The 26,622-nt window shown below is 36.7% G+C and carries 24 protein-coding genes and 6 pseudogenes; 14 read left to right on the forward strand and 16 right to left on the reverse strand.

Translation table 11 applies throughout. From position 1 onward, the window contains the following. Positions 1-61: 61 nt before the first annotated feature. Together ACERII_RS05215 and ACERII_RS05220 are read right to left on the reverse strand one after the other, a co-directional pair. Positions 62-538 (reverse strand): hypothetical protein, encoded by a 477-nt coding sequence (locus ACERII_RS05215; protein WP_373640578.1) that lies wholly within the window; start codon positions 536-538, stop codon positions 62-64. Positions 539-1,546: 1,008 nt separating this feature from the next. Continuing rightward, positions 1,547-2,545: pseudogene (locus ACERII_RS05220) on the reverse strand (IS4 family transposase); the annotation flags it as partial. 746 nt (positions 2,546-3,291) lie between these two features. Here ACERII_RS05220 and ACERII_RS05225 point away from each other — a divergent pair. Then, on the forward strand, positions 3,292-3,480 hold the full coding sequence (locus tag ACERII_RS05225; RefSeq protein ID WP_373640579.1) for a hypothetical protein: 189 nt from the start codon (positions 3,292-3,294) through the stop codon (positions 3,478-3,480). A gap of 266 nt (positions 3,481-3,746) precedes the next feature. Here ACERII_RS05225 and ACERII_RS05230 read toward each other — a convergent pair whose 3' ends face one another. The 6 genes and pseudogenes from ACERII_RS05230 to ACERII_RS05255 all read right to left on the reverse strand — a co-directional run. Continuing rightward, on the reverse strand, positions 3,747-4,109 hold the full coding sequence (locus tag ACERII_RS05230) for a DUF4260 domain-containing protein (RefSeq protein WP_373640581.1): 363 nt from the start codon (positions 4,107-4,109) through the stop codon (positions 3,747-3,749). Between the two features lie 81 nt (positions 4,110-4,190). Then, positions 4,191-4,352, reverse strand: coding sequence for a hypothetical protein (locus ACERII_RS05235; RefSeq protein WP_373640583.1), 162 nt, complete (start codon positions 4,350-4,352; stop codon positions 4,191-4,193). A gap of 35 nt (positions 4,353-4,387) precedes the next feature. Further along, complete coding sequence (locus ACERII_RS05240) at positions 4,388-4,525, reverse strand: MerR family transcriptional regulator (protein WP_373640585.1); 138 nt, start codon at positions 4,523-4,525, stop codon at positions 4,388-4,390. Between the two features lie 79 nt (positions 4,526-4,604). Next, positions 4,605-5,222 (reverse strand): annotated as a pseudogene (locus tag ACERII_RS05245) (HD domain-containing protein). 30 nt (positions 5,223-5,252) lie between these two features. Continuing rightward, positions 5,253-6,032: an MBL fold metallo-hydrolase gene (locus ACERII_RS05250; RefSeq protein ID WP_373640586.1), complete on the reverse strand. Its 780-nt coding sequence runs from the start codon at positions 6,030-6,032 to the stop codon at positions 5,253-5,255. Positions 6,033-6,365: 333 nt separating this feature from the next. After that, a pseudogene (locus ACERII_RS05255) lies at positions 6,366-6,610 on the reverse strand (DUF4317 family protein); the annotation flags it as partial. 63 nt (positions 6,611-6,673) lie between these two features. Here ACERII_RS05255 and ACERII_RS05260 point away from each other — a divergent pair. Further along, positions 6,674-6,766 (forward strand): annotated as a pseudogene (locus ACERII_RS05260) (aminotransferase class V-fold PLP-dependent enzyme); the annotation flags it as partial. After that, positions 6,765-6,941, forward strand: a pseudogene (locus ACERII_RS05265) (DUF4317 family protein); the annotation flags it as partial. The pseudogenes ACERII_RS05260 and ACERII_RS05265, both read left to right, overlap by 2 nt. A 185-nt stretch (positions 6,942-7,126) precedes the next feature. On the opposite strand, the gene ACERII_RS05270 reads toward ACERII_RS05265, so the two are convergent. The 5 genes and pseudogenes from ACERII_RS05270 to ACERII_RS25920 form a co-directional block, all read right to left on the reverse strand. Next, complete coding sequence (locus ACERII_RS05270) at positions 7,127-8,005, reverse strand: metal ABC transporter permease (RefSeq protein WP_373640587.1); 879 nt, start codon at positions 8,003-8,005, stop codon at positions 7,127-7,129. Next, entirely contained in the window at positions 8,006-8,929 is a 924-nt protein-coding gene (locus ACERII_RS05275) for a metal ABC transporter permease (protein ID WP_373640588.1), read from the reverse strand. It lies immediately after the preceding gene. Further along, positions 8,907-9,665: a metal ABC transporter ATP-binding protein gene (locus ACERII_RS05280; RefSeq protein WP_373640590.1), complete on the reverse strand. Its 759-nt coding sequence runs from the start codon at positions 9,663-9,665 to the stop codon at positions 8,907-8,909. Before ACERII_RS05280 ends, ACERII_RS05275 begins: the two co-directional genes overlap by 23 nt. Positions 9,666-9,679: 14 nt before the next feature. Beyond that, a complete protein-coding gene (locus tag ACERII_RS05285; RefSeq protein ID WP_373640591.1) occupies positions 9,680-10,606 on the reverse strand; it encodes a metal ABC transporter solute-binding protein, Zn/Mn family in 927 nt (308 codons plus the stop codon). A 611-nt stretch (positions 10,607-11,217) separates the two neighbouring features. Next, positions 11,218-11,352: pseudogene (locus tag ACERII_RS25920) on the reverse strand (BCCT family transporter); the annotation flags it as partial. Positions 11,353-11,664: 312 nt separating this feature from the next. Here ACERII_RS25920 and ACERII_RS05295 point away from each other — a divergent pair. Beyond that, positions 11,665-11,943 (forward strand): hypothetical protein, encoded by a 279-nt coding sequence (locus ACERII_RS05295; RefSeq protein ID WP_373640593.1) that lies wholly within the window; start codon positions 11,665-11,667, stop codon positions 11,941-11,943. Positions 11,944-12,571: 628 nt separating this feature from the next. On the opposite strand, the gene ACERII_RS05300 is transcribed toward ACERII_RS05295, so the two are convergent. Next, the gene (locus ACERII_RS05300; protein ID WP_373640594.1) at positions 12,572-14,140 is read right to left on the reverse strand and encodes a BCCT family transporter; all 1,569 of its coding nucleotides are present in this window, start codon (positions 14,138-14,140) and stop codon (positions 12,572-12,574) included. A gap of 654 nt (positions 14,141-14,794) precedes the next feature. Here ACERII_RS05300 and ACERII_RS05305 point away from each other — a divergent pair. From ACERII_RS05305 to ACERII_RS05315, 3 genes are all read left to right on the forward strand, one after another. After that, positions 14,795-16,252 (forward strand): serine hydrolase domain-containing protein, encoded by a 1,458-nt coding sequence (locus ACERII_RS05305; protein WP_373640595.1) that lies wholly within the window; start codon positions 14,795-14,797, stop codon positions 16,250-16,252. A 195-nt stretch (positions 16,253-16,447) separates the two neighbouring features. Next, positions 16,448-17,719, forward strand: coding sequence for a YncE family protein (locus ACERII_RS05310; protein ID WP_373640596.1), 1,272 nt, complete (start codon positions 16,448-16,450; stop codon positions 17,717-17,719). Between the two features lie 33 nt (positions 17,720-17,752). Then, complete coding sequence (locus ACERII_RS05315; protein WP_373640598.1) at positions 17,753-18,055, forward strand: hypothetical protein; 303 nt, start codon at positions 17,753-17,755, stop codon at positions 18,053-18,055. 357 nt (positions 18,056-18,412) lie between these two features. On the opposite strand, the gene ACERII_RS05320 is transcribed toward ACERII_RS05315, so the two are convergent. Beyond that, positions 18,413-18,607, reverse strand: a complete 195-nt coding sequence (locus ACERII_RS05320) for a histidine phosphatase family protein (RefSeq protein ID WP_373640599.1) — start codon at positions 18,605-18,607, stop codon at positions 18,413-18,415. Between the two features lie 132 nt (positions 18,608-18,739). Between ACERII_RS05320 and ACERII_RS05325 the strand changes: the two genes are divergently transcribed. From ACERII_RS05325 to ACERII_RS05345, 5 genes are all read left to right on the forward strand, one after another. After that, positions 18,740-19,717: a serine aminopeptidase domain-containing protein gene (locus tag ACERII_RS05325; RefSeq protein ID WP_373640601.1), complete on the forward strand. Its 978-nt coding sequence runs from the start codon at positions 18,740-18,742 to the stop codon at positions 19,715-19,717. 272 nt (positions 19,718-19,989) lie between these two features. Next, positions 19,990-21,645 carry a sensor domain-containing diguanylate cyclase gene (locus ACERII_RS05330; RefSeq protein ID WP_373640602.1) on the forward strand — a complete coding sequence of 552 codons (1,656 nt, stop codon included), beginning with the start codon at positions 19,990-19,992 and terminating at the stop codon, positions 21,643-21,645. Between the two features lie 272 nt (positions 21,646-21,917). Further along, positions 21,918-23,228, forward strand: coding sequence for an SH3 domain-containing protein (locus ACERII_RS05335; protein ID WP_373640604.1), 1,311 nt, complete (start codon positions 21,918-21,920; stop codon positions 23,226-23,228). Between the two features lie 800 nt (positions 23,229-24,028). Next, a complete protein-coding gene (locus ACERII_RS05340; RefSeq protein ID WP_373640605.1) occupies positions 24,029-24,307 on the forward strand; it encodes a hypothetical protein in 279 nt (92 codons plus the stop codon). Positions 24,308-24,369: 62 nt separating this feature from the next. Then, on the forward strand, positions 24,370-24,690 hold the full coding sequence (locus ACERII_RS05345) for a hypothetical protein (RefSeq protein ID WP_373640607.1): 321 nt from the start codon (positions 24,370-24,372) through the stop codon (positions 24,688-24,690). A 262-nt stretch (positions 24,691-24,952) separates the two neighbouring features. On the opposite strand, the gene ACERII_RS05350 is transcribed toward ACERII_RS05345, so the two are convergent. Then, positions 24,953-25,141, reverse strand: coding sequence for a hypothetical protein (locus ACERII_RS05350; protein ID WP_373640608.1), 189 nt, complete (start codon positions 25,139-25,141; stop codon positions 24,953-24,955). 318 nt (positions 25,142-25,459) lie between these two features. Between ACERII_RS05350 and ACERII_RS05355 the strand changes: the two genes are divergently transcribed. Both ACERII_RS05355 and ACERII_RS05360 read left to right on the forward strand, forming a co-directional pair. Beyond that, on the forward strand, positions 25,460-25,858 hold the full coding sequence (locus ACERII_RS05355) for a hypothetical protein (RefSeq protein ID WP_373640610.1): 399 nt from the start codon (positions 25,460-25,462) through the stop codon (positions 25,856-25,858). Between the two features lie 427 nt (positions 25,859-26,285). Continuing rightward, complete coding sequence (locus ACERII_RS05360) at positions 26,286-26,597, forward strand: CD3324 family protein (RefSeq protein WP_373640612.1); 312 nt, start codon at positions 26,286-26,288, stop codon at positions 26,595-26,597. Positions 26,598-26,622 lie beyond the last annotated feature (25 nt).

Below are 26,622 nucleotides of genomic sequence, written 5' to 3' on the forward strand. Positions count from 1 at the left end.
ACCTATCCATATTTTCAATCGGATTGGTTATTTGGATTCCTGAACGGTAGTTAATTATGTTTTAAAATTTACTACCAGAAAACCGACCCTTTTCAAACAAATACTGTACTCCATACAAAAAATAAGCTTTGTAGTGAATGTAAAGAAAGAATTGAAAATAGTTTATTCGACGTAAACGCACAATCTTAATTTTTTTCAAAAGTGGCATAAAAAGAAATGCAAAAACTCCATTAAAAAGCGCATTAATGAAGACAAATTTCTTAAAATTCCCATATGAGTACTTCAGTATCCACATGGAAATAGGCATGTAAGGTCCAATATCAAAAGGAAGTTCATCCCTTATAAAAGATTTTGGTTTATCGTAAAACGTCCACCATTTTCGCTGATGGCCATAAAGATGATTTATTATTTCAAATATCCCTATAATAAAACTTGCTAAATAATATCGTTTGATATTGTGCTTACCTAAATATAGCAAAGATAACCACGGAACGATTATTATGATTAGGTTAAATAATATGTGCCGTCTTGATGCCATAAGTGAATTCATCTCCATTATAATTATTTGATTCTTCTTTAAAATACCCAAATAGAGAAAAAAAACACTTTAACGTAACGTATCATATGTTTCCAGCATTGGTATTACATTACTTCAACAATCCAAAAACCTGGTAGTAGTATCCTGATACTCTCACACCTAAAGGAGTGGGGTTCTAATCCACTTACACACTTCTCCCATACTCTCACTAGAAGTACTATAACTCTTCCAATTACAACATAAAGGAACTCATGTATGTTCAATTAGACTTCTACAACCAAAGAAACCTCCTAAAAGTGGTATCGAGAAACCAAGCTTAATATATGTTCCAAAGGCTGTACGTTTTACTAATGTTGAGCTTATAGGTCCAGAAGGTGTCATACGCTAACGCAACAACTAGACTTTACATCACACAAAGAACTAGTTCTCGCTCTATCCTGCTTGGAACATTGATGGAGTTTATGCTATTTCACATAAAAAATCACATGTAACTTTTCCTTGTTATATCAAGATGTGAAATCACAAAGTAATTCACAGCCATAGTCACATAGGTGGAAATAAATATATCCTTTGATTTGCCATGCGAATTCTAATGTGAAAGGAAGGTACTTGGATATTTATATGAAAGTAAATGAAAGTATATAGAGTCTTTCAAGCAATGTAGTGAAAGAAACGAGGAGAAATGCTCAATGGAATAAATAAACGGAGAATTTTCCCTTATTTAATAAATAGCACGGAAAAAAGTCTGAATAAAAGGAGAAATTCCGCTTATTGTCTCAAATCTAGTTAAAAAGGTGGAATTCCCTTTGCATAGTCGGAAAAACTCCACTTATTTACCACGAAATTAGGTTAATATTGATTATAAGCGAAAATTCTCCGCTTATTTTTAAAGGTAAGTATAAAATTTTTGGACTTTGAAAGTTGTCTAGCTTCAGGTGCCATCGGCTCGTGTCAAATAACCTGCCCAATTAAAAGTAAAAAGCACTTTTTTGTCGTGGCAAATCCTTTTTAAGGAATGGATTTCCCTTCAATCTTTCGGAGCCAAATGTGTGCTGGCTTCCACAATGCAGCCCTTAAATATCGGCTAATTTGTAAGGCTTGTCGCTTACTGTTTGCTTCAATCTGAACGAGAACATGCAGGCAAAAGACAATTAATCCGATAAATAGTTCGTTTTGTATCGCCCATTCGCTTTGACCGTAGAACTTTTTGATGCTGAGATGTTGCTTGATCCACTTGAAAAATAGTTCAATTGCCCAGCGAGATTTATACATCTCTGAAATTTCTTCGGCACTTAAATCAAATTGATTCGTGATTAAATGAAGCTCATTTCCTTTTGAATCAATCACTTTTAATAGTCGAAAGTAGTTTTCAGCTCGGTTTTGCGATGTTCCAATCAACACCATTTGATCGGATAAAACAGATGACTCTTCATGCAATTTAAAATCATCAATTACCCGTATAACAGCGTTTTTTCGTAGTCTAGAAAGGAAAAAGTAGCCGTCGTCTGTCATACGATCAAAGCGTTCATAGTCGAGATAACCGCGGTCAAACACATACATGCATTCTTTGTCATCAACCATGTCTTCAAGTTGATTACGATAATGTTCTTTAGCCGTTGTAATCAAGGCCTTTTCAGGATATGACATTCCTTTTTCCATGAAAACTAGTCGCAAATGTAACTTTACACCCGCTTTTGTTTTACGAAATTTTGCCCAATTATGGTTGGTTAAATTTAATGGTATGGTATTTGAGTCAATTACCTTTAATGGCATGATAGATTTCGTGTAATGTGTCTTGGCATGTATTTGTCCGACTAAATAAAGGAATAACCGTTGAAATAAATCTGGATTCATTCCATTTAATCGGCGCGAAAGCTGAGAAATACTGATGGAGTCAAGATCAATACCTTTTTGAAGTTCCTCATCAAACAAACAATCACTTAGCGCATGGAGACTTTCTACCTCTTCTAGCTGTGCAAAAAGTAATAACTTCAAGAATGATTCCGTCATGTTCGAGGCGATAAAGAAGAATATATAAGAGTTCTATCAGGAGATGCTGTTTTTTGCCTCTGCTTTCAATGGGAGTGCGGCGCCCCATAAAAACAATAGAGTTACAGGAATGAAGCCAAGAAGTATTAACAAGGAACTTATAAAGAGTAATAGGATAGGGTACAGTTGGAAAATTACCGATATGATTGTATTAAATAAAAACATGGATACAAATAAATAGAGGAGACTGGCTACCGTTTTTCCAGCTATTATTGGAAATTTCGAAAACCAATCTATGTTATTAATAATTAGAAAAAATAGAGGAATGAAGAATACCCAAAAGAGAGCGATTTTATCATAGTAATTTTCTTTCGTAAACAGTAGGAAAAAATCCTAACTCTTTTTCAACATCATAAATAACTCTTTATTGGGTACTAATTTCCTTTTAACCTCTAATAACTAGGTGGTTGGTTGGTATTCATTATCCTTCTTGGACGTGATTTTCAGTGGATAAAGTAGATCGTTTCCATAACGTGCGCCCACTTAACATTGCCAATAAATAGGGGAAATGTACCAAACTTTCTTACTTTTTTTATAGTAACAAATTTGGGGGTTAAAAGGAAAGTATAGTCTCACTTAACATTTTTTCCTAATTCTAGTATAAATTCTATCTAAATTTGGCATTTTCAATTTAAATGATTGCCTATTTGGGGAAAAATTAGTAATCTATAATATACACAATATTGTTTCTTGGAGGTGTTCATATGAACCAGACGAAACGTCCATTTTCATTGTTTTTGATATTAGCAACATTCGTATTATCGACAAATGTCATAACATACGGGCTGACATTGATCATAGACATGACTGTTCAAATCTCTAGTAGTATGTATTCTGTTGGGTATGACGTAGGAACATATCTCAGGGAAATATTTATTACAACTGAAAAGTAGTCCAAACCCACCCACTTAGTCACATGGGATAACCATTGTATGAGTATCAAGTCGATAGTCTGCTATGCAGTGCATTATTTAATCGCTATTCTCAATCACTCTACTAGTCTAATGATTGTCCCCGGTAAAACCAGAAGAGACAATCATATTCTAATAGAACTGGTACCTCTGGCAAATATAGTTCATTCGTAATAGCATTACCGAAGCTTTCTCCATCATCCTCTATTTGAAAATTGAAGATAACTCCAGTATCTTCTTCACCTTGACTATTGTATTTTCTGCAGATGTGTTTCTTTAAAGTTATGCTTATACTTTAAACCAAATCCTAAGGAACGGTCCATAAAAATGTGAGCTATCCAAATGATAACGACCATCAGCAAGGTAGAATATTCATGAAAAAACGCTATGATAAATAGGATAGCCGGTATAATAAAACTATGACCTACATTATAAACATAAGAACCAATTTTTTTATCGAAAAGATAGCCTATCATCGATATATCAGGCACAAGTAAAAATAATAAAAAGAGAAGTATCGAAAACTCAAGGTGTAGGTACAATATCAAACAGAGAATAAATCCCATCACATACTCAAGATAAATGACTTTACGAAGTGACACTGTCTTCATCACCTTCCACCATTTTCCGGTACATCTCCTTCACTAATGAATGAACCTTCTCTTTATTCTCAGCATATTTTTCCTGCGCCGTTAAATGATAGACTTCTTGAGAGATTGAATGGCTGTTGTGAAAAAGTCGATCTTCCTCTCAAGATAGGAGACTTTGGCTTGAAATAGCGATAGAGACATCGTATTACACTCACTAGTAGTTGGTCTGTTTTCCAAGCTTAATAATGCTTTTATTTCCTTCAATGAAAAACCTAGCTGTTTAAAAATAAGAATATATTTTATGTTTTTCTCTCAATCTCATCATACATTCGATAACCATTAGCTAGACGTATCGGTTCCATCAAATTCTCTTTTTCATAATAACGGACCGCATCTTTTGTTACCTTATACTTTGAAGCAAATTCTTTAATCTGCATGTTTATCCCCCTCCTAAGAATACCGTATCATTGGAGTATACTCTAAGGTCAAGGGAATTTTTGTGTAAGTACAATTACTTCAGAATAAATTATTCTTTAAATCTTCATGCGCCTCTGCTAACCATGGATGAACTACTTTAAGAGCCCCTCTTCTTTCCCATAGATAGTCTATATATACAAACGCGGCATGACTTATTGAAACTTCCAGTTGGGATTTCACTTGGTGGATATATGGAGGAGTTCCATCCTGATCCCACTCTATTTTATCAGCAACGAAAACTATTTGGTCCATCACACTAGAATCTTTTTTCAATGTGGTATGACATTCAATTGCACTAAGTATTTCTTCATTTTGTATGTGGAAAATTTCTTCTGCCATCACTCTTGAGATTCTTTAGTGGGCAATTAGAGGAAATATTCTTTCTGCATCCATCACATCTAGTCCTAATTTTTCTACTCCCACAGCTCTTTCATTATTAGGAAATACAGCACTTATATCGTGTAGTAATCCTGCCGCTTTAGCAACATCACCGCTATTATGGAATGAGTGTGCTATTCTTTCAGCTTCTTTCCCTACCCGACAAGAATGTTCGGCAACATGTGATAAATGATTACTATGTAAGAACACTACTATATCATGTTCAAGGTCACCAGATAACTCTAGATTATGAGTATATTTTTTAAACAGTTCCCTCATCCTGATCCCCCGAATTGTAAAGATTTTACGTTAAAACTGTACACTAAAACCGTTAAATGTATGAATCCCAGTACCGAACTTAGCAAGCTCGTTTTCTCTCAAATATGTAATCGCAGCTTTTACTTCTTCTAATATTTGAGGTTCTAACCCTAACGTATTATGAGAACCATAAACCTTCGATACATTCGGTATCACTGAAATTTTTTCCCATGAATTTACTAATTCAACTGGGCTTGTAGAAGGATAAAATGCATATATAGGAGTTTCATCATATAATAAATCCCCTGTGAACAAGTATCCATTTGTTTCATCAAAAACAGATAGATGGCCAGGAGAATGTCCAGGAGTATGGTAGATAATTAACTTCCTATTGCCCAAATCAATGACATCTCCATCACTTAGTAATCCTGTTGGTTCTCCTTGAAACGGTTGATATGTAGTAGGATCAAATGTATCTGGGGTAGGTAATGTGATGTCTCTACCAATATCTTTTCTTATTTGTTCTATCGATAAGCCTTTTATTCCGTTCACAAACCAATCTCTATCTCCTTGGTGCACATAGATTTTTTCAAATTCTCCATGACTTCCGATATGGTCGGTGTGGACATGGGTTGTGATTACTTCAATCGGCAAAGTAGTCAACTGGTCTGTTACTCTTTTTATATTGTCAATTCCAAGACCTGTATCTATTAATATTGCTTTCTCTTTCCCCATTAACAAAAATGAATGTACCTTCTCCCAATGCCCATATTCACTAATTGCATATGTATTAGTATTTATCTTCTGTATAGTAAACCACGAATCTTTCATCCTAGACTACCTCCAACTATTCTAAATATTTGTTCCAGACTACACTCCAACACTCTTTCTACTTTATCAAATATTCACCCGTTCAAGACAAGACAAAATATAAATCAGCCCATGAAAACTACCCGTTATTTGCTGGAAATAACCAAAGCTATTTTCTCCGTTAACTTACGTGCCCTGCACATACTTGATTACTAGAGAATTACTGAAACAATTGATGCGAACACCGTTATATAACTAATCAAACGTAATCTTATACTAAAGAAAAGGCTACATAACAGTCGTATAGTTCCCTATTCAAAGGTATTTATCGAACCAATCTAATACCCTTTGATAGAAATGAATCTGTTTTACATAACGTAAATCTTGTGGACTAATGGAAATCTTGGCAACCTTTGTATCAATTTTAATTGATTTAGAGTTGTATTTCGGGATAACACTGCTAGCTTTGAACTCATATTTTTCGTCATCAATGGCTTTCTGGAAAGCTGCTTCAACCTTTCTGAACCTACATCTTTTACCCCACTTACCTTTAACACACGTTCTACATCTTTGTAGTCCAGTTTTGGTGCTTCATCTTCGTGGAAAACTAAATACTGCTACTCTATTGTGTATGAAGTAATTAACTGTGTTATTAAAGAGAACTTATTTTTGTCGATGCATATCAGTCGGCAGGACATATTCCAATCAATGTAAAAGAGATGGATATTGATATACTAGCAACAGGAACAAGGAAGACAGTTTAAGTATAATATTGTTGTGGATCCAATTATTAATTCTACTGTACCGGTGGCGCGATTTCTGTTCCCTTGTTTTACAGATAACTCTGCAGATGTGAACCACGTTCACTATTCGTCTGGAAAAGCATATGAACTTGATTATCCATTCATAGAAGATGTGCTCAATGGTGATTTAAGCAAAATCTTCCCACAGAAAAGGATCCATTGGAGTAGTTCACATGTGGGATGCAAGTAATAAATGTATCATTTCATGCTTAACGTATCATATGTTTCCAGCATTGGTATTGGTATTAAAACCTACCACTAATCCAAAACTAAATTAGTGTGATCAAAAGCAACCTTTAAATCCCATGCTTACTAAGAGAACTGGTTACGCTGCTTCCCGAGGCTTCTGGATAGAAAGCCATGCGTAGGAGATAATAGAAAGCTAATGATGAAAATAATTCCTGTTGCAAATGCCATAGATCCAGAGATGGAGGTGTCAATCCAGGCGGCTATATAGTAGCCGATGATTGCTGATATGACTCCAAATGAACTGCTTAAAAGGAGCATAATGGATAGTTTATCTGTCCAAAGGTAAGCAGAAGCTGCTGGTGTTATTAACATTGCAACTACCATGATTGCTCCTACTGCGTCAAAGGCAGCGACCGTTGTAATGGAAACAAGGCTCATGAATAGGTAGTGCATGAAGACTATCGGTATGCCTAAGCTAGCCGCTAGTGCAGGGTCAAAGGATGTAATTTTCCACTCTTTATAAAAAACAATGATAGTGATTACGACTATGAGTAACACCACAGCTAACATGACTGTGGTTACAGGAACCGCCCCCACTATTGGGAGTTCCATCGTATGAAATGGAACAAACGTAATTTCCCCCATTAATGCATGCTGAATATCAAGGTGGGCATTTCCTATGGAGGTGGAAATTAAAATAACCCCAATGGCGAAGAGTGTTGTAAAAACAATACCCATAGATGCATGGAGCTCTAAATCAAGATTATGAAGCCATTGCACGAGAAAGGCTGTTAGTAATCCTGCCAAGATAGCTCCAATAAGCATGTGTGGACCACTAAGCTCCCTTGTCATAAGATAAGCAACAACAATCCCCAATAGGACAGTATGACTAATAGCGTCAGACATCATTGCCATTTTTCGTAAAACTAAAAAGACCCCGATCAGTCCACAAGATAACCCAACTAAAGAAGCAGTAATGATAATCCATGCTGTATAAGTCATTTATTTCCCCTCCTTTTGAAAAACAGGATGGTGCCCTATTTCTTGAGAATGTGCTTTTTGTTGTTTACGAAATTGTAAATGTTTTAAAAGAATCCCTTTTTCTTTTCCAAATACAAGAGAGATAATAAAGAAAAGGGCGGCAACAACGACGATAAATGGTCCAGTTGGCCATCCTCTCCCAATGGCACTAATTGCTGTTCCGATAGCCCCTGAAATTCCCCCAAAGCATGCAGAAAGAAGGAACATTGTTTTCAGCTTTTGTGTCCAATAACGAGCACTAACAGACGGAATAATAAGCAGTGCTGCAATTAAAATTACTCCAACAGCCTGTATCCCAATAACAATGGTGGTTACAAGTACCGTTGTATATAGTACATTCATCAAGGAAAGAGATAGGCCTAACCCTTTGGCAAAGGAAGGATCAAAAAGATAAAGCTTCCATTCTTTAAAGCCAGCGATGACGATCAAAATGACGAAAAAAGCTAGGGCAAGCATCGTGTTTACATCCGAACGAACCATTGCTGCAGCCTGCCCAAAAATAAAGCTATCAAGCCCACTTTGGTTTCCACCAGCCGTTCGATTCACAACCGTTAGAAGCATGATTCCAAGACCAAAAAAGACAGACAACGTCATCCCCATCGCAGTATCCTCTGTTATTCTTGTTGAAGATTGAACCCACTGAATGAAGAACGCACCTAATAATGCACTAATAGCTGCCCCGATAATTAAGAAAAATAAGTTTTTTTCCCCAATAATAAGGAAGGTGATGACGACGCCTGGTAGAGCAGCGTGTGCTAATGCATCACTCATTAAACTTTGTTTTTTCCAATAGGAGAGACAGCCAACAATCCCAGCCGCGATGCCAAGAATTGTTGCACTAAATAACACCCATTGTGTATTACTAGTGGAGAGTATGGACCACATGGCCTTGACCCTCCTTCAATAATTGGATGTTTCCACCGTAGGTAGAGATAATATTCTCGTTGGTAAAAACCTTTTCCGTTCTTCCATGCTTTATAACCGTCTTATTTAACAAAAGGACATGATCGAAGTAGTCTTGGACCGTTTGTAGATCATGGTGAACTACGAGTACAGTTCTTCCTAATTGCTTTAGTTCCTTTAAAATGGACATAATTGCACGTTCTGTAGCAGCATCGACACCAGCTAAAGGTTCATCCATGAAATATAACTCCGCATCTTGGACCAAGGCACGAGCTAGAAAGACTCGTTGCTGTTGACCTCCTGACAGCTGGCTAATTTGCCTGTTTGCATAATCAGACATACCTACTTTTTCCAAAGCAGCTAGTGCTTTTTCACGGTGAGATCGTTTAGGTCTTCGGAGAAAACCGATTTGGCCATATAATCCCATAGTCACAACATCTAATGCATCGGTTGGGAAGTCCCAATCAACGGAACCCCGTTGTGGGACATAACCAACCTGTTTTTTCACCTTACTTAGAGGTTGACCAAAATAGCTTACAGAACCAGTTAAGGAAGGGTGTAAGTTTAAAATGGTTTTCAAAAACGTGGATTTCCCTGCACCATTTGGTCCAACAATTGCTGTTAAAGACCCACTATCAATATTCACATTCACATGTTGTAATACTGTGTTTTTGCGATAGGATGCAGATAAATTCTCCACCTTTAAAACAGTTTCCACTTTCTTCATCTCCCTTATTTTAATGCATTATAAATGGTTTCTACATTGTGACGATACATTCCAATGTAAGTACCTTTTTCTGTTCCTGGATTGCCCATAGCATCAGAAAAGAGTTCTCCTCCTAATTCTACGTCTATCCCATCACTTTTTGCTCCCTCAATAACAGAGTTAATTGTTCGAGAATCAATGCTAGACTCTACAAAGATAGCGGGAATCTCAAACTCTTTTATAATAGCAATGGTATCGTTTATGTCAGAAACCCCAATTTCATCTTCTGTACTTAACCCTTGAAGTCCAATGACTTCCATTGAAAATTTGTTTCCAAAATAACCAAACGCATCGTGTGCCGTTACTAGTACTCTATGTTTCTCTGGAATTTGAGAAATTTGTTCTTGCGCTTCCTCATTTAGAGCATCTAGCTCAGCAAAATAGGACTCCATATTATCGTTGAAGTAATCCGAATCCTCGGGTGAGTATTTTTTTAATTCTTCCACTGCTGCTTCTAAGGCTAGCTTCCATAGGTCGATATCGAACCAGATATGTGGATCTACAACCCCAGGTTCTTCTTCTAATAGTTTATCTTCTGAAAGAGTTTCTCCAATAGCTAAAACAGGTTTGTTTTTTGAAATAGACTCAAAGATTTCCACCATATTCGCTTCTAAATCAAGACCGTTGTAAAAGATTAGGTCAGCACCTTCAATGGTTGAAATATCTCCTTGCGTCGCATTGTACAAATGTGGATCTACGGAAGGTCCCATCAAGCTTTCGACCTTAACGCGATCTCCTCCAATAACGGAAAGGGGTTCACCAATTTGAGAAATTGTGGTAACCACTTGAATGGCCCCTTCTTCCTCATTTGTCGATGTCTCGTTATTACAACCACCGATGAATAAAATAGTAGCAACCAATCCTGATAAAAGCATTCCTCTTTTTTTGAACATGTTAGTCCCTCCAACCTTTTTATATGTGAAATAAGAAAAAAATGATACACAAAAACGAAAGATTACCACAGGACAACTATCTTTCCTTTTTGCACGAAAGTTTCTCTAAGGCAACTTTAATGGTAAGAGGAAAGAAAGTCAATATCATTTTCTATTTTTTTTTGTAAAATAATCCTAAATTGGGAACGGGAAGGAAGCACTAGTGAGTACACGGTGACAGGTCCACTGTCCTGGGAACTTCAGGGGGACTCGGTACCTGTCCCTTTGTCAAAAAGGGGCTACTAAGCAATTTGCTAAAGAGAATTATAGGTGAGCACACGCAACGTGCAGACGCGCTATTGCTCCCCTCTCCCCTCCTATTTTAAAAAAACAAAATAAAGTGCCAGTCACCCGGTACGGTATAACTTACGTACTAGGAGGCAGGCACTTTATTAAAAAGCTATTATTTCGCCACTTTTACCTTCACTTCTTTTGTAGATTCAACAGAAGGTTCTATTTGTTGTTCTTCCTCCATCTGCTTTACAATTTTTGGTGCACTCCATAGTGGTGGAAGTAGTAAGAGAGATACAGGTACTGCAGTTACTACAATAAAGTTTTGTAATGCTTAGATACCCTCCAACAACAGTAAACCAGAAATTACTAACTAATGGAGCAATAATAGATACAGCTATAATAAGCTCTCTGATCTTGCGACCACGGGATATTTTACTAATGAATATAGCCACCATTGGCGGATACCCTAGGAACCTCCACTATCAAATATCAGAAGTGAACTCATAAAAATCCCACACCTAAGACCCCAGTTCCTGAGCCCAAATACGTTAAAGTTTTAACGCACCAGGGAACTAGGAACTTTTTCTAGATTTCGAATAGCAACTTAGCTGCTACGTAATATGTTGTTTTTTTTATAACTATTGAGTATGAGAAGTTGAGTAGATAACGATTTGATAAAAAAGTGAATTGTAACTGATAATTTTTCAGAATACTAGGTAAATGCCTCTTCCACCTACGCTATAGAAACATATTCTATATTATGTGAAGGGAAGGTGGAGAAATATATGGAGAGACAATTTCATCATGGCCACGGGAGTTATAACCCAGGTCATGGCTATCATCATGGCCACGGGAGTTATAACCCAGGACACGGCTATCATCATGGTCACGGGAGTTATAACCCAGGTCACGGTTATCATCATGGTCAAGGGAGTTATAACCCAGGTCACGGTTATCATCATGGACATTCTGGTTATTATCCAGGGTACGGGTTTCATCACGGACATAGTGGTCATTCCCCTGGTCATGGATATCATCATGGTCATGGAGGATATTATCGATAATACCAGCCTGAAAGATGAAAAAAGCGATGCATATGGCTCGTTTTTTTCATCTTTTCATTTTGTGTTAAATATGGTATCGCTATGGAAACTAATGCCCACCAATTAGGTTGATCGCCTTGTGGGCCTTGTCCCACCTACGGGATTGTTTTCAATTGGTCCAGTCGATAAAATACTCATTCATCCACACCTTCCTTCCTTAAAGAATATTTCCCTCTGAAACTCTTCTTCAGTCAGAAACTCTTGAGCTCTAAGATTCGCTAACTCTTTGAGTTCCTTTTTTATTTTTGAAAAAATAGGCTTTACTAGAAAAACGTATGTTACATCTTGTGGCTGAGCATTTATCTAAAGTGTGGAATTAGAGTAATTATTATTTTTACAAGTAGGAGTGGGGAGAAAAATAATACACTGAAAAATAGTATTGTTGTTATGACAGTCACTAATTCGGGAACTGGAAACGCTGCTGCTAAGCAATTTGCTAAGCTAGGTTATAGAAGTACATGCAACGTGCAGGCGCTCTTCTGACTCCCCCGCCCCTTACTTTTCACATTTAACAAAAAAAGTGCCTCCCCCACCAATACGGTAAAGTTCTACCGCACTAGGGGTTAGGCATTTTTTCATAATAAAGCTACTATTTCGCCACTTTTACCTTCACTTCTTTTGTAGCTTCAACAGAAGGTTCTAGTTGTTGTTCTTTCGCCATCTGCTTAACAATTTTTGGTGCACTCCATAATGGTGGAAGTAACAATAGAGATACAGGTACTGCTGTTACAACAATAAAGTTTTGTAGAGCCTGTATACTTCCTTCACCGATAGTTAGTAGTACTGCGGATAATATACCAAACAAAATGACCCAAAACACTCTCATCCATTTTTGCGGATGATCGGTACCTTGTAAGGTTACTGCTACTGTATAGGAAATGGAATCAACGGTAGTGGATACAAACACAATACTAACAATTAAGAACCCAATAGCTAATATAAATCCCATTGGAAGTTGGTTCATAATTGCCATGACGGTCGCAGGCATTCCCCCATCACCTAATGGTCCTGAAATAGAACCAGGATTGCTTAGTTCATAAGATAAACCAGTACCACCAACAACAGTAAACCAGAAATTACTAACTAATGGAGCAATAATAGATACTGCTATAATAAGTTCTCTGATCGTGCGACCACGGGATATTTTACTAATGAATATAGCCACCATTGGTGCATAACCTAGGAACCATCCCCAGAAAAATACAGTCCAATATCCAAGCCAAGCATGATCCGCACGATATAAATTCATTTGGAAAAAGTGCTGTAATTGAAAAGCTTGAGCGCTAATAAAAGAATCTATTAAAAACATTGTTGGGCCAATAAGGAGAATAATTGCCGCTAGTAATACAACAAATATCACATTTAAACGACTTAAGAATTGAATCCCTTTGTCAACCCCACTCGCTACAGAAATAGCAGCAATAAGGATTAGTGCTCCAACAATGATCATATTCGTAGCCAACGTATTTGGAATATCAAATAAAACATGAAGACCATATCCAATTTGCAGACCTAAAAATCCAATAGGACCCATGGTACCTGCAGCAACTGCAATGATAGAAACAATATCGGCCGTTGAGCCAATGATGCTTTTATGAAATATCTTTTCACCGAAAATAGGATATAAAATAGCACGAGGCTTCAGTGGATATCCTTTATGATGATGAACATACATGAGGACAATGGTTGTTAATGTACCTAAACAAGCCCATGCTAGGAAGCCCCAGTGTACAAAGCTTTGGGATAAAGCCGGTATGACTGCCTCTTGTGGTGTCATCCCTCCATTCGCAAACAAAGGTGGAGTTGTTACAAAATGATAGATTGGCTCTGATGCAGCCCAAAATACACCACCACTAGCTAGAAGCATACATAGAATCATAGAAATCCAACGGAAATAACCATTCTCCGGCTTCTCCATTTTTCCTAATTTCATATTTCCATATCGAGAAAAAGCTAATATAATTCCGATCACAAAATTTCCTAGTAATAATAATTGCCAATAAGCACCAAAAAATGTTACGGACCAATGGAAAGATTCCGTTACCAAGCCTTCCACCATATCCATATTCATTAATGCAAAAATAACAAAGAGGAATAAAAAACCTCCACTAACAGCAAATGTAGTCCAATCCGTTTTCATATTCTTTATTGTTTTCATTCTTTTCCTCCCATAATGTATAACGAAACGAGATCGTTATGTTCTTCTTCACTTGATTCTCTTGAGGAAAAGACTACGGAACAGAAGTACCACTTGCTCTCTTTCTAAAACGTATACGCCTATAACAATCGTCTAAGATAATTTCACCTACCTCTCTTTTATTTATTTCATTCTAACTACCTCATTAGCCGAATAATAACAGTCTACTATTATAGTAATAAAATATAATTCAGTCAAACAACTTACTTTTGAGGGGAAGTTTAATTGGAAATGTAAAGGTTACGTCGGAGATAGAGGCTTTGGAAGACTAGTATATCCCCTTAAAGATATCATGCGGGATCTATATGTAAGAGCAAAAATTAGAGAGTTTCTTCCCCTACTAATAATAGATGCGCACGTGCAAATTTTTTTCTAAAGCTACTTTCTCTAAGTAGACCTTCCCATTAATAACAAGTTGGTTATCTTTTTGACTCGCGGTATGGTATTATTTTAACGCACTAGGCTTGGGGGCACTTGTCATTTAAAATTCTGGTTGTCACAGTGAATCTCGACTTCGTACAAATGATGAATGAATTGTGAAGGTTTTTAGAAATTCCAAAGAAATTTAGCAAAATAGTAGTAATATTGTATATCTTGATAAGTTGGAGGTTATCTATGAAAAGAAAAGCCATAATTTCACTTATATTGGCAATCATTACTATTATTCCATTTTTTATGAATCATAACGATCTAACTAAAACTACCGACCTTGATAAATTGATTAAAGACGTAGAATCAAATACTGAAAAAATGCTAAGTAAATATAAAATTCCTGGGGCTGCAATTTCTGTACTAGAAGATGGCCAAGTTATATGGATGGGTACGTTCGGTTATGCGGATATCGACGCTAATAGGAAGGTTGATCAAAACACAGTGTTTCAAGTGGCTTCGATTTCTAAATCAGTGACAGCACTTGGAGTAATGAAATTAGTTGAAGATGGTCTTATCCATTTAGATGATCCTATTGAGAATTACATAACAAGTTGGCAGCTACCTAAAAGCGAATATGACCAAAAAGCGATAACTGCGAGAGGATTATTAAGTCATACATCAGGGCTATCTGTCGGTGGTGGTTATCCTGGCTACAAGCCGAATGCACAGCTACCTACGTTGGAGCAATCACTTAGTGGTATCGGTGGTGGTTCGAAACCTGTTGAATTAGAAAAGGAACCGGGAGCGCGGTATAGCTATTCAGGTGGTGGTTATAGCTTACTGCAGCTGATGATCGAAGAAATAACAGGGGTAGACTTTCATATATATTTAAATGAAGTCGTCCTTGAGCCATTAGGCATGGAAAACAGTAGTTTTCTATGGGATGATGATCTCCAAGAAAAGACGGCGAAAGCTTACGATGGAAAACTTCAGTTGTTACCAAACTACATATTTATTGAGAAAGCAGCAGCCGGACTATATACAACGATAGAGGACATGAATAAGTTTGTCATCGCTGAAATCAATAGCTTTCACAAATCAGAGATACTAGAAGCTAACACTGTTCAAGAGATGTTTACCCCAATTTTAGAAGTTGGAGGGTTTCAAAGCTTTATTAATGATAAGACAGCATTAGGTCATTTTATTAATCACGTTAATAAAAGAATCATCGTTACACATGATGGAAGTAACAACGGTTGGAAGGCACATTTTTCGATGGAACCACAAACCAGAAATGGAATCATTGTTTTAACGAATGGAAATAACGGAACGTATCTGTTAAACGAACTAGTTAGTGCTTGGCACTATACAAATTTTGGGGTCGAACGCCAGTTTGATCAATTAAGTCATACCGTAAAAGCGACGGTGTATGTTCTCTCATTATTGATTTTATGTTGGTCATTAAGTGTCATAGTTAATTTAGTTTCTCGTTTAATTAATAAGGAGTTAATAGTTACTAAGGATTCAAAGAAGAAAGTATTTTTATCAATAGTGATCGTGTCCATTGTTTTAGTGAGTGTTGCGTTTCTTTTGAGTAAGATTTTTGCACCGATTATTGGGTTCATTGATCCGTTTATTGCAATCCTAGTTGTTACATCTGTCTTTACTAGTAAGGACGCGGGGACAGGTCCACTGTCCTAGAAACTTCTGGGGCACGGTATGTCCTTCTAAATGAACCTGTTCCTCTGCCCTCCCTTACTCTTTGTCCTTAAATCGTCTTACTGGATACAATTGTCCAATCCGTTTTTTTGAATACTACATACGATAACTATATATCCTCTTTTTCAGTGACATAGGACTGATAAATTGATAACTAACGGAAAGAAGGGATGATTAATGGCCAATTTATCAACCGGACCGATTGAAAATCGTCCGGTAGGTGGAGTAAGACCAACTCAACAAGTAACAGTAAAAATCGATAACAATGACTCAGTCAATTTTTCGACTGTTTTAATACAGGGATATCACTTAAACGGGACCAGAACGTTGTTTGTCCTAGAACTTTTCACCGTTGCTCCTAATCAAGTCGTAACAAAGGATTATAATGCCAACTTTGATGGATTTGAATTCATTTTTACAACAAGTGATCCCATTGGAGAAAGTACAGAAATCTCCGTTTGGGGAAAAAGTCCTTCTGGGCAGCTTGTTGCAGCTCATCGTCTTGTTGCGGATGAACTTTTGGGATCTACCGAGGCCACAAACGACACAATGAATCTCATTTATGTTGCTAATTTTAATAGTAATGATGTTTCTGTGATTGATGGTTCAACCAATACGGTTATATCTACTATTCCAGTTGGTGTTAATCCATCAGGGGTAGGTGTCAATCCATTAACCGAACGTATTTATGTAACAAATCAAGGCGATGATACTGTTTCCGTAATTGATGGAGAAACCAATACCGTTGTTGCTGCCGTTCTAGTCGGACTTGAACCAAGTGATGCAGGGGTCAATATAGATACCAATACCATTTATACTGCTAATTTTAATTCATTGGATACAACGGAAGATGTCTCTGTGATTAGTGGGTTGACCAACACGGTGTTTGATACCGTTACAATTCCTGGTATAAATTTATCAACTGGAATAAGTGCCAATTCATTAACTAACCGTATTTATGTAGCAAACTTTAATTTTGATCATGTTTCTGTAATAGATGGTTCAAGCAATACTATAATTGATACCATTCCAGTTCAAGTTAATCCATTCAGAGTTGGGGTCAATCCAAATACTAACCGCATATATGTATCAAATTTCACCAGTAATACTGTTTCCGTTATTGATGGATCAACCAATACGGTGATTACTAACGTTCCAGTAGGGACTACACCAGGTGAAGTAGGAGTTAATACAACTACGAATGCTATTTACGTACCAAATCGAGGTACCAATAATGTTTCTGTGATTGATGGATCAACGAACACTGTGGTTGCCACCATTCCTGTTGGAACTAATCCAAATGGAGTTGGTGTCAATGCATTAACCAATCGTATTTATGTAACAAATCAGGACGATGATACTGTTTCCGTTATTGATGGAGTAACCAATACGGTCATTGCTACCATTACTGTTGGGGATCGACCTTTTTCAATAGGAGTTAATCCATAAGGGAAATTTAATAAAAAAGGGAGGTGATTCTATATGATCAGCAGTGAATTATTAGATGAATTGATTAACTTTGTTGAGGATTCAGGAGGTATTCTATCAATACAAGTAGGTACACTAGCTGAACGTCCTCAATCTCAAAAAGTTGGATACTTATATATTGATATCACAACGCGGAGCATCTATCGGTTTAATGGGGAAATTTGGGAACATTTACCGAATTCCGCTCTTGTGATCGATCCTTTTGTATCTAAGGAAGTCACTGAATCGTCAGAACCTGTCGAAGCTACAAAACCTGAAGAACCTTCCCAAATTGTTCGGGCAAAAAGTCCTTTTTAAATGTATATAATTAAATGAGAAATGAATATGTTCTTCGTTTCCTAATAATGACCTTAGCAAATTAATGAATGTCTAAATTTTTTTTTCATAATACAATTAGAAATAATCTGATTTCAAAATCAGCCTCTTAATTTTCTAGCTCATCTGGAGTAAAATATGATGATACATTTTATTTTTATCATCGTAAAATGTATCATCAGCTACCCCCTAATAATTTAAACAATTCTAACACAGTAATCCAACGTCCAGTTTGTTAACCTTTCTGCCATTCTTTGTACGTTTTTTTTCCACTGACAGTAAATACCTATGTCAGACTTGGTCTTTCGTTTAATGTATGTAAATCTATAGTTACATTTTCTACTCATCCAGATGTTTCACACAATAATAAACCAAATACTCCCATAAACCTTGATTGTGTTTAACCGTTGTTACGGAGGTGTTCCCCATTTTTCTACCTGTTGTTTCATCATGAAGTAACCCTTTTAACGTTTCTCCAATCAATAATCCATGACTAACAACTAGAAGATTTTTATTAGGATATATATCTACCATAATACCGTTATCCTTTGGTGACGTCAGGAACTTGACAATTCTGTGAACTACACTGTATTCAACTTCCTAACTCTCTCTTTGCTCCTTAACATCCAATGGGGCGAAAGATATAATTAACCTGAGGTGACGCGAATGAAAGAGGTATTAGTACAATCTGAGAATAGGGTAAAAAAGAAACGAAAAATGAGAAACAGTATTATTATTTTTTTCGCCATACTAATCAGTATCTTTCTTGCTATATTAATAGTTACACCACCGCTCATCATGGGAGATCAAGTCAATAGACATGTGACATTTGATCGATTATACACTGCAAAGGAGTTTGATCTCCATGCGGAAAAACTCGTCTTAACTACTTCTGATGATCTAAATATAGCAGCTTATGAAGTTTTTACACCAGATCCTCATGCTGTCATCATTTTTATTTCAGGAATTCACAATCCTTCCGTAACGGCTTTTTATGGGCACTCTAAATACTTATTAGAAAACAATTACGCATCCATTCTAATGGAAATGAGGGCACATGGTGAAAGTGACGGGGATGCTATTTCTTTAGGCTATAAAGAATATCTCGATACGGAAGCCGTCGTAGAATACATTAAAAATGATACTCGATATACAGATGTTCCTATCATTGTCTACGGCTTATCGATGGGAGGAGCAACAGCAATAAACTCTATTGGAAAAATACCAGAAATAGATGGTTTAATAAGCATGTCTGCATATTCATCTTGGGAAGATGCATTTTATGACAATATGACGAATATGGGTGCACCTGCCTTCTATTCAGCTATTCAGAAACCCTTTGTAAAAATTTATACTACTTGGAAGTATGGAGTAAGTAGTTTACATATCAGTCCAAAAAAATTAATAAAACAGATTGGCGATAAGCCTGCACTCATCATGCATTCGACAGGTGATTCTCAAGTTCCTTATGCTAGCTTTGAACGAATTATGAAAGAAGCTCCATCTCATGTTGAAACCTGGATCAGAGAAGGGGATTTCCATTTCATCATAAAAACCAATGATTTTACAAACCCACAGCAAGATAAAGAATACGCAGAAAAAATAATGGACTTCTTAAATAGACATTTCAATAAAACCAGGTAAATAGGACACAGGGACATGGTACAAAGCTCCTGACCCCCACTATGCTAAAGTGTTACGCTACTGGGGGGCAGAATCGTTTTTTCAATTTTTAGACACCTTGTTTATAAAAATAGTATAATCATAGTATGGATGAATATAAGAAACTTAGAAGAAAGGGCTCAACTATGATTTGGAACAAAAAGTCAAAGCTACTACATCAAACCTACATGATAGCTATCTTCATAGTGATAATGTTGTTTATGACTCCTCTTGAAATCAAGGGATCTTCCTCTATGGAAGGAAGTCGTATCATACTCGGACCTCACTACGATGTATTTCATGATTCAACCAATAAAGTGACAGTGGAAGATTTAATTGATGGAATGTACGATCAATACTTTACACCGAGCACCCAAAAATATCCTTTTTTTTGGCATACAACTGATAGGATCTGGCTTCGTCTACCTCTGAATGATTTGATACAAGGAAACACAAGTGGTTTTGTGATAGAGGGCATTGACAAACAAGATCACGTAGATATGTATTTTGTCAAAAAAGATGGATCTTACACCGTTCAAAAGGGTGGCATTGCAGAAAACGATAGTCAATCAATCCGTTACTTCTCTAACTTATTTACAGTTGAAGAACCAGATGTCACAGAAGTGTATATTGCTCTATACGGTGAATTGCCACTCATGTTCAGCTCTTATTTATATACAGATAAAGGTTTTCTTGAAAACGTGATTACTTATAAGTTTTCAACTGGTTTATTTTATGGATTTCTTCTAGCCCTCATGCTATATAACCTATTCTTGTTTTTTTCACTTAAAGAAAAAGTGTATATTTTCTATGTATTATATATGTTCAGCTTTATGGCTTATCAGGCCACGATGAATGCATTTGACCTTGAACTTGTTGGCCACGCTTTGCCTGACTGGTTACTATATAGAACATTGCCAATAAGTTGCACATTATTAGTTTCATTTATGATTTTATTCGGAAAAGAATTTCTAGAACTGAAAACCCACTTACCAAAACATAACCGGATGCTAAACATCTTTTTATTTCTGACTATTTTGTCGTTGTTATCCGTCTTTACAGTGCCAAACCTTGAAGCGATAAATAATGTGATTACCCTTCTTACGGTGATTGTCTTAGCATTTCTTTGGGTCTCCGGTTTAACGATGCTACTGAAGGGCTATAAAATGGCTCGTTTCTACATGGTAGGCTGGACAGTTTTACTTGGATCGATGCTAATTCAGGGCTTCGGCTTTTTAAAATGGATCCCGTTTCATCCTGGTCTCTATGAAATTTTACCTGCAACCGCGGCTGGCTTTGAAGCTGTTTTTCTCTCATTAGCACTTGGCGACAAGATTAACTTAATGAAAAAAGAAATGAACGACAAACTTGAAGAAAAAGTACAAGAGCGTACAAAGCAACTCGAAGAAGCAAAACAAAGGCTGGAACAACTGGCCAATACAGATAACCTCACTATGATTCCAAACCGAATGCGGCTGGATGCTGAGTTAGATAAACAGCTTCAGAAAGTTAAAACAAACGGTACTTCGTTATCACTTATTATGCTAGATGTTGATCATTTCAAAGCCGTCAATGACAAGTATGGCCATCAAGTCGGTGATAACATACTTAGGGAAACAGCACACATTATAAAAGAAAAAGTTCGCAAAACCGACCTAGTTGGACGCTGGGGTGGGGAGGAGTTTTTAGTAATTTCCCCAAATACAGGAACTGTCAAAGCACTGGAGCTTGCTGAAAATCTGAGGCAGCACTTAGAAAATCATTCATTTAACGAAGTAGGCCAAACAACTGCCAGCTTCGGCGTAGCCACACACGTGGAAGGGGATACCCATAGCTCCTTACTGTCGCGCTGTGATAATGCGTTATATGTTGCTAAAGAAGATGGGCGAAATCAGGTTGCTTTCCAGTAGGACACGTGGTCAGCGTAGAGCCCTGTCCTAGGAACTTCCTGGACGCGGCACCTGACCCTTTGTCCTCCCGACCCCCGTGTAGTTTAGTAGAGTTCCCCGTTATTTAGCCCCTAAGGGTGTAAGAATCTATCAGTTTTCAGGAAGAAACTACTATTGTTTTTAGCTTGTCTTTATAATACGATTTTTATAATGGAAATCAGGATGGAGGGTGGTTGTAACTAAGCTGTAAGAAATTCTAGAGCTGATATTACATAAAACTAAGGGGTGTCGGAATGTCAAAGAAAGCATTATTCATGTTAGCATTACTTCTCGTATTTACTATTAGTTTAATAGGGTGTAGTAACGAAACAACGTCACCACCAGAAGATAATAATCTTAACGATCAGGAAGAGTTAGAAGACAACGATAAAATCAACGAAAATGGAATAGAAGAACAAGAAGAATCAACAGAAGAAGAAAATGTTAAAGAAAACGAAGATAATGAAGAAACAAGTGAAGTTGAGGAAAATGTGGAAGATGATAAAGTCCAGGAAAATGTCGCTTATGTTAGTGTAGACAGGTTGAATATCAGAGCCGACAGAGATGCCCAAGGTACATCACTTGGGATTATCACGAAAGGAAAACAGGTAAAAGTTTTGGAAGAAGTTCGAGAGGGCGAAGATGACTGGTTACATATTCAAGTTAGCAGTGGAGATAAAATGACGGAAGGTTGGGTTTTAACGCAATATACAGTGAAGGATTCTAGAGAATTCTTATCAGATCCAAACCTTTTTGAAGATGAGGAACTAAATAATTTCTTTACATCTCCAACCCTTTTTGATGATAATACGGTTGTTTCCTATTACGGACACCCGAATTCCAGATTAATGGGAATTGTAGGGCGACACTCTGTTCAAGAACTAATACCACTGTTAGAAAAGACAGCTGAGAAATACGATTCCGTTAATGGGGATAAAGGCGTAATCCCAGCAATATACCTTGTTTATGGAACAGTTCAGCCGGGTGGCGAAATTGGCATATTGAAATTCGACCAAATGATGTCCTACATTGAGGAAGCCTATAAGAATGGTGTCTTAGTATATCTAGATCATCAAATGGGGAAATATCATCCGATTGATGCCCTTAATGAAATCTTGCCATTTCTGAAATATCCCAATGTCCATCTAGCACTCGATCCGGAATGGCGTACGAATAATCCAATGAACGAGATAGGACATTTAACTGGCGAAGAAATAAATCAGATTCAAGAAACAATGCGTGAATATATGATTTCCAATGACATTCCAGGGAAACGACAATTTGTTTTCCATCAGTTTATTGAAAAAATGGTTCGTGATGTTGAAGTGGTATCCGTTGATTACGATCCCGTGTTACTCGTCCACAATACGTCAGGGTGGGGTCCTCCTTCCGGAAAAATAGCGACACATGCGACAAATTCAAAGGCTACGAATATACCATTCAAAGGCTTTAAATTATGGTATTACTACTCTGATATACCAGGGGTCCACTATGATAATCCTCTAATGACTCCAGAGGAAGTTATGGACCTCAACCCGAAACCGGGGCTTGTTATTTATCAGTAACTTGTACGCATCGAAAACATGAAACTGTTCTTGATAGAGACGATCACTTTTATAGGTGATCGTCTTTCGTTTGTGACTATATACTGCACAGTAAAGTTCTTCATTCATGATTTTTTTGCTTTCTAGGGAGACAGAAAAATTGAATAAGGTTAAGTACCAAACCTGATAAATAGACGGAAAAATTCCGGTTAATTAGTAAATTAAGTTAAAAATAGCTTAAATAGACGGAGAAATTCCGCCTAATGACTCAAACAACGTAAAAATAAGCAATTTATATATACATAAGCGGAAAACCTCCTCTTATTTTCCCCTAAAAAGGGGACCATTCTATAATTAACAGGAAATTCTCCGCTTATTTTGCTTCTTGTATTTATTTAATAAAGGGTAACCTATCTTTCCTTAAGGTTGGGAGCCTATAAACTAATTAATTTTCTAGACAGAATTAGAATTGATAGGAATTCTATTGACTAATTTAATAATTCTATTAAACTAAAAATAGATCAATCCTCGAATTCTTCTCTAAATATTTTGTTATAATGGCTAATCCGTAAGTCTATATTTTCCATTACTCCTGAAATTCAAAGCCAAATTTCACCACTTCTTTCACTCTCATAAACATTCATTAATTTTAAAAATTTGTTCAAAGTTTAATCCAATTAAAAATGGAGATTTTACTTACCATTGAGGATTTGATAAGCACCTTTGGAGTAAATACCATAATTTCATGAAAGAGCAGTACCAAAAATTTGATATTTGTTCCGCAAAGGTATTTCTTAAATGATAATAGTAGGAGGTCAGTTATGGGATTTGAAGAAGAGTACCAGGCCTTTTTGAGTATTCACATGGCAGCAAGAACTGGTGAACGGTTGCGCCGCTTAAAAGAAGGTCACAACCATGCTGAAATGTTGTTTTTAAAACAAGTGTGGTGGCCTTTATTTTACCATTTCCAGAATCTCCATCAGAATATGAAGTCGATGATTTCAAGGATGGTAAAAGGTATTTGGATTTTGCTTATATTCGGCCCGCCATCAGGATATGCCTTGAGATTGACGGGTATGGCCCTCACCTACAGAACATAAGCAGATGGCAATTTTCTGACAGCTTGGAACGACAAAACCAGTTGGTGATAGACGGATGGACAGTGATAAGATTTTCGTATGATCAAGTGAAGGAGAAGCCACGTCGATGCCAACAGATTGTTCAGCAAGTGATTGGCCGTTGGCTTGGTGATGAACTGGACCAAACAACTCTATCTTATATCGAAAAGGAAGTGCTTCGGTTTGCAATTCGAAAAGGGGAAGCAATTTCTCCTATAGAAATCGAGAAGTATATGAAACTAAGTGATAAGACGGTAAAGAAAGTAGTTTCTCAACTAGCTGAGAAAAAGTTGTTAATTCCTGCATCTGGGATAAAGAGGATCCGTTCTTATCGGTTGGGGGATAAGGTTAAGAACCCAATGTGATAAATAGACGGAAAAATTCCGGTTAATTAGTAAATTACGTTAAAAATAGCTTAAATAGACGGAGAAATTCCGCCTACTGACTCGAACAACGTTAAAATAGGCAATATATATGTACATAAGCGGAAAACCTCCTCTTATTTTCCCCTAAAAAGGGGACCATTCTATAATTAACAGGAAATTCTCCGCTTATTTTGCTGGTTGCTATTAAAATACTAAAAAGAAAATTACCTGGTTTTAAGAAAAAAGCTAAAACAACAAACATTCAATCACTTTGTACGATTGGATCTTTAACAGGCCACGGTGACAGGCCCACTGTCCTGGGAACTTCCAAGACGCGGTACCTTAATGAAAGGATTGATAGTTGATTATGGCGAAGAGAAATTGTACAAAAAGGTTGACCAGATGTTCCTTTTGCCTGATCATTCCCTTGCATTGACACATGATATTTCACAATACCACTCCTTCTCACCACCATATAAAAGCTGTAAGAATTCCTTATAACCTAACGGCAGGCAATGTATAAAATTTATTGTGGCAGTAATCTATAAACAGTTTGCTGATAGAATAAGTTAACGGCGACAGTTACTTTTATCGTTTTTGGAATATTTCTCTAATTTATAGTAAAATTAGTTGATCAGAAAAATGTAAACAACCCTATTTCAAAGTTATCTATTTCTTCTTTTTACATTGCATAAGAATACAAAAGTGGCAACTCGAACGAGCCCCTGATAGTCCAATATAATAGTTTAGAAAGAAGGAGTAGATCTTAATGAATAGTTCCCGAAATGAGATAAAACTTATCATTCCAAAAGGATGTGACAATGCTCCTAGAAAACAAATAGTCATTGATTTTACAGTAGCTTTAGTAGTTAAGCCAAATGAGACTTTGAAGGAATATGTACATGAATCTATTATCTGGTATCAATTAAAAGATACTAAAAAAATAGAAGGTCAAAGTTCCTTCATTCATGCTTTGCAGACTGAGAAGAAAGACACCGTTGACTGCCTGGAAATTTATGAAGTAATAACTCACGGGAAATCCGCTTCCATAAATGGTGTGATTTCATTAGCAAATGGAGCAAAAATAGATTTCTGCGATGTATATGTGTTTAGTAATACTTCAAAGTCTGGAAAGGTAAAGGAAATTAAATCATATAGACTAGAATAACTGGGTCGGATCCATTAATCATTTCTTGTACTATTTGTAATAGACTTAGTAAGATGAGTTTAATAGAAGGTGAAGCAAAGTAAAAACAACCCTATTTCAAAAGTATCTATTCATCCTATTTACGTTGCATAATATGACAAAAGTGGCTATTAAGAAACGCCCCGATAGACCACATATAAAAGGAAAAGATGCAATGTGTGTGGAATAAATAGGTAAAGGAAGAGATTTCTTCATTTACTGGAGGTGAAATAAAATGAGGGGGAAAAGGCATTTTACAAAGTTTACCGTCTGCTCCAAACAAAGACTACAAAACGTGTCGGCAATGCTTTGTTTGGAGCCTAAGAAATACGAGTAATATTGCTGCATTGTGCTCGGCTTTGTAGTCTTTGTTTCTATCTGAAATGAACATTTTGGAAGGAGCAAAGCGATGAAGTATTACAATACCGATCATGTGTTACCAAAAGAACTTATTACGTTGATTCAAAAATATATTGATGGTGGATATATTTATATCCCGAAGAAACAAGAAACATACAAAGCTTGGGGAGAGAATAGCGGAACGAAAAGCTATTTAAGCAAAAGAAATCAAGCTATTTTCCAGCGCTTTCAGACAGGAGTGTCGATGTTTCAATTGGCGAAGGATAACTATCTCTCTGAATCTAGTATCAGGAGGATCATTAGCCAAGAGAAGAGACGTTGCTTGGATACGTGTTCAAGTTTAAGTCAGAATCATTCGTGAACAACGCTATTTATACCAGTTGTGC

The organism is Evansella sp. AB-rgal1, from assembly GCF_041820985.1.
Taxonomy (GTDB): Bacteria; Bacillota; Bacilli; order Bacillales; family Salisediminibacteriaceae; genus Evansella.

Coding starts and splice junctions, on each gene's coding strand:
- ACERII_RS05215 (WP_373640578.1), bottom strand. CDS start 538: ATGGCATCAAGACGGCACATATTATTTAACCTAATCATAATAATCGTT.
- ACERII_RS05225 (WP_373640579.1), top strand. CDS start 3,292: ATGAACCAGACGAAACGTCCATTTTCATTGTTTTTGATATTAGCAACA.
- ACERII_RS05230 (WP_373640581.1), bottom strand. CDS start 4,109: ATGAAGACAGTGTCACTTCGTAAAGTCATTTATCTTGAGTATGTGATG.
- ACERII_RS05240 (WP_373640585.1), bottom strand. CDS start 4,525: ATGCAGATTAAAGAATTTGCTTCAAAGTATAAGGTAACAAAAGATGCG.
- ACERII_RS05250 (WP_373640586.1), bottom strand. CDS start 6,032: ATGAAAGATTCGTGGTTTACTATACAGAAGATAAATACTAATACATAT.
- ACERII_RS05270 (WP_373640587.1), bottom strand. CDS start 8,005: ATGACTTATACAGCATGGATTATCATTACTGCTTCTTTAGTTGGGTTA.
- ACERII_RS05275 (WP_373640588.1), bottom strand. CDS start 8,929: ATGTGGTCCATACTCTCCACTAGTAATACACAATGGGTGTTATTTAGT.
- ACERII_RS05285 (WP_373640591.1), bottom strand. CDS start 10,606: ATGTTCAAAAAAAGAGGAATGCTTTTATCAGGATTGGTTGCTACTATT.
- ACERII_RS05295 (WP_373640593.1), top strand. CDS start 11,665: ATGGAGAGACAATTTCATCATGGCCACGGGAGTTATAACCCAGGTCAT.
- ACERII_RS05300 (WP_373640594.1), bottom strand. CDS start 14,140: ATGAAAACAATAAAGAATATGAAAACGGATTGGACTACATTTGCTGTT.
- ACERII_RS05305 (WP_373640595.1), top strand. CDS start 14,795: ATGAAAAGAAAAGCCATAATTTCACTTATATTGGCAATCATTACTATT.
- ACERII_RS05310 (WP_373640596.1), top strand. CDS start 16,448: ATGGCCAATTTATCAACCGGACCGATTGAAAATCGTCCGGTAGGTGGA.
- ACERII_RS05315 (WP_373640598.1), top strand. CDS start 17,753: ATGATCAGCAGTGAATTATTAGATGAATTGATTAACTTTGTTGAGGAT.
- ACERII_RS05320 (WP_373640599.1), bottom strand. CDS start 18,607: ATGGTAGATATATATCCTAATAAAAATCTTCTAGTTGTTAGTCATGGA.
- ACERII_RS05325 (WP_373640601.1), top strand. CDS start 18,740: ATGAAAGAGGTATTAGTACAATCTGAGAATAGGGTAAAAAAGAAACGA.
- ACERII_RS05330 (WP_373640602.1), top strand. CDS start 19,990: ATGGAAGGAAGTCGTATCATACTCGGACCTCACTACGATGTATTTCAT.
- ACERII_RS05335 (WP_373640604.1), top strand. CDS start 21,918: ATGTCAAAGAAAGCATTATTCATGTTAGCATTACTTCTCGTATTTACT.
- ACERII_RS05340 (WP_373640605.1), top strand. CDS start 24,029: ATGGGATTTGAAGAAGAGTACCAGGCCTTTTTGAGTATTCACATGGCA.
- ACERII_RS05355 (WP_373640610.1), top strand. CDS start 25,460: ATGAATAGTTCCCGAAATGAGATAAAACTTATCATTCCAAAAGGATGT.
- ACERII_RS05360 (WP_373640612.1), top strand. CDS start 26,286: ATGAAGTATTACAATACCGATCATGTGTTACCAAAAGAACTTATTACG.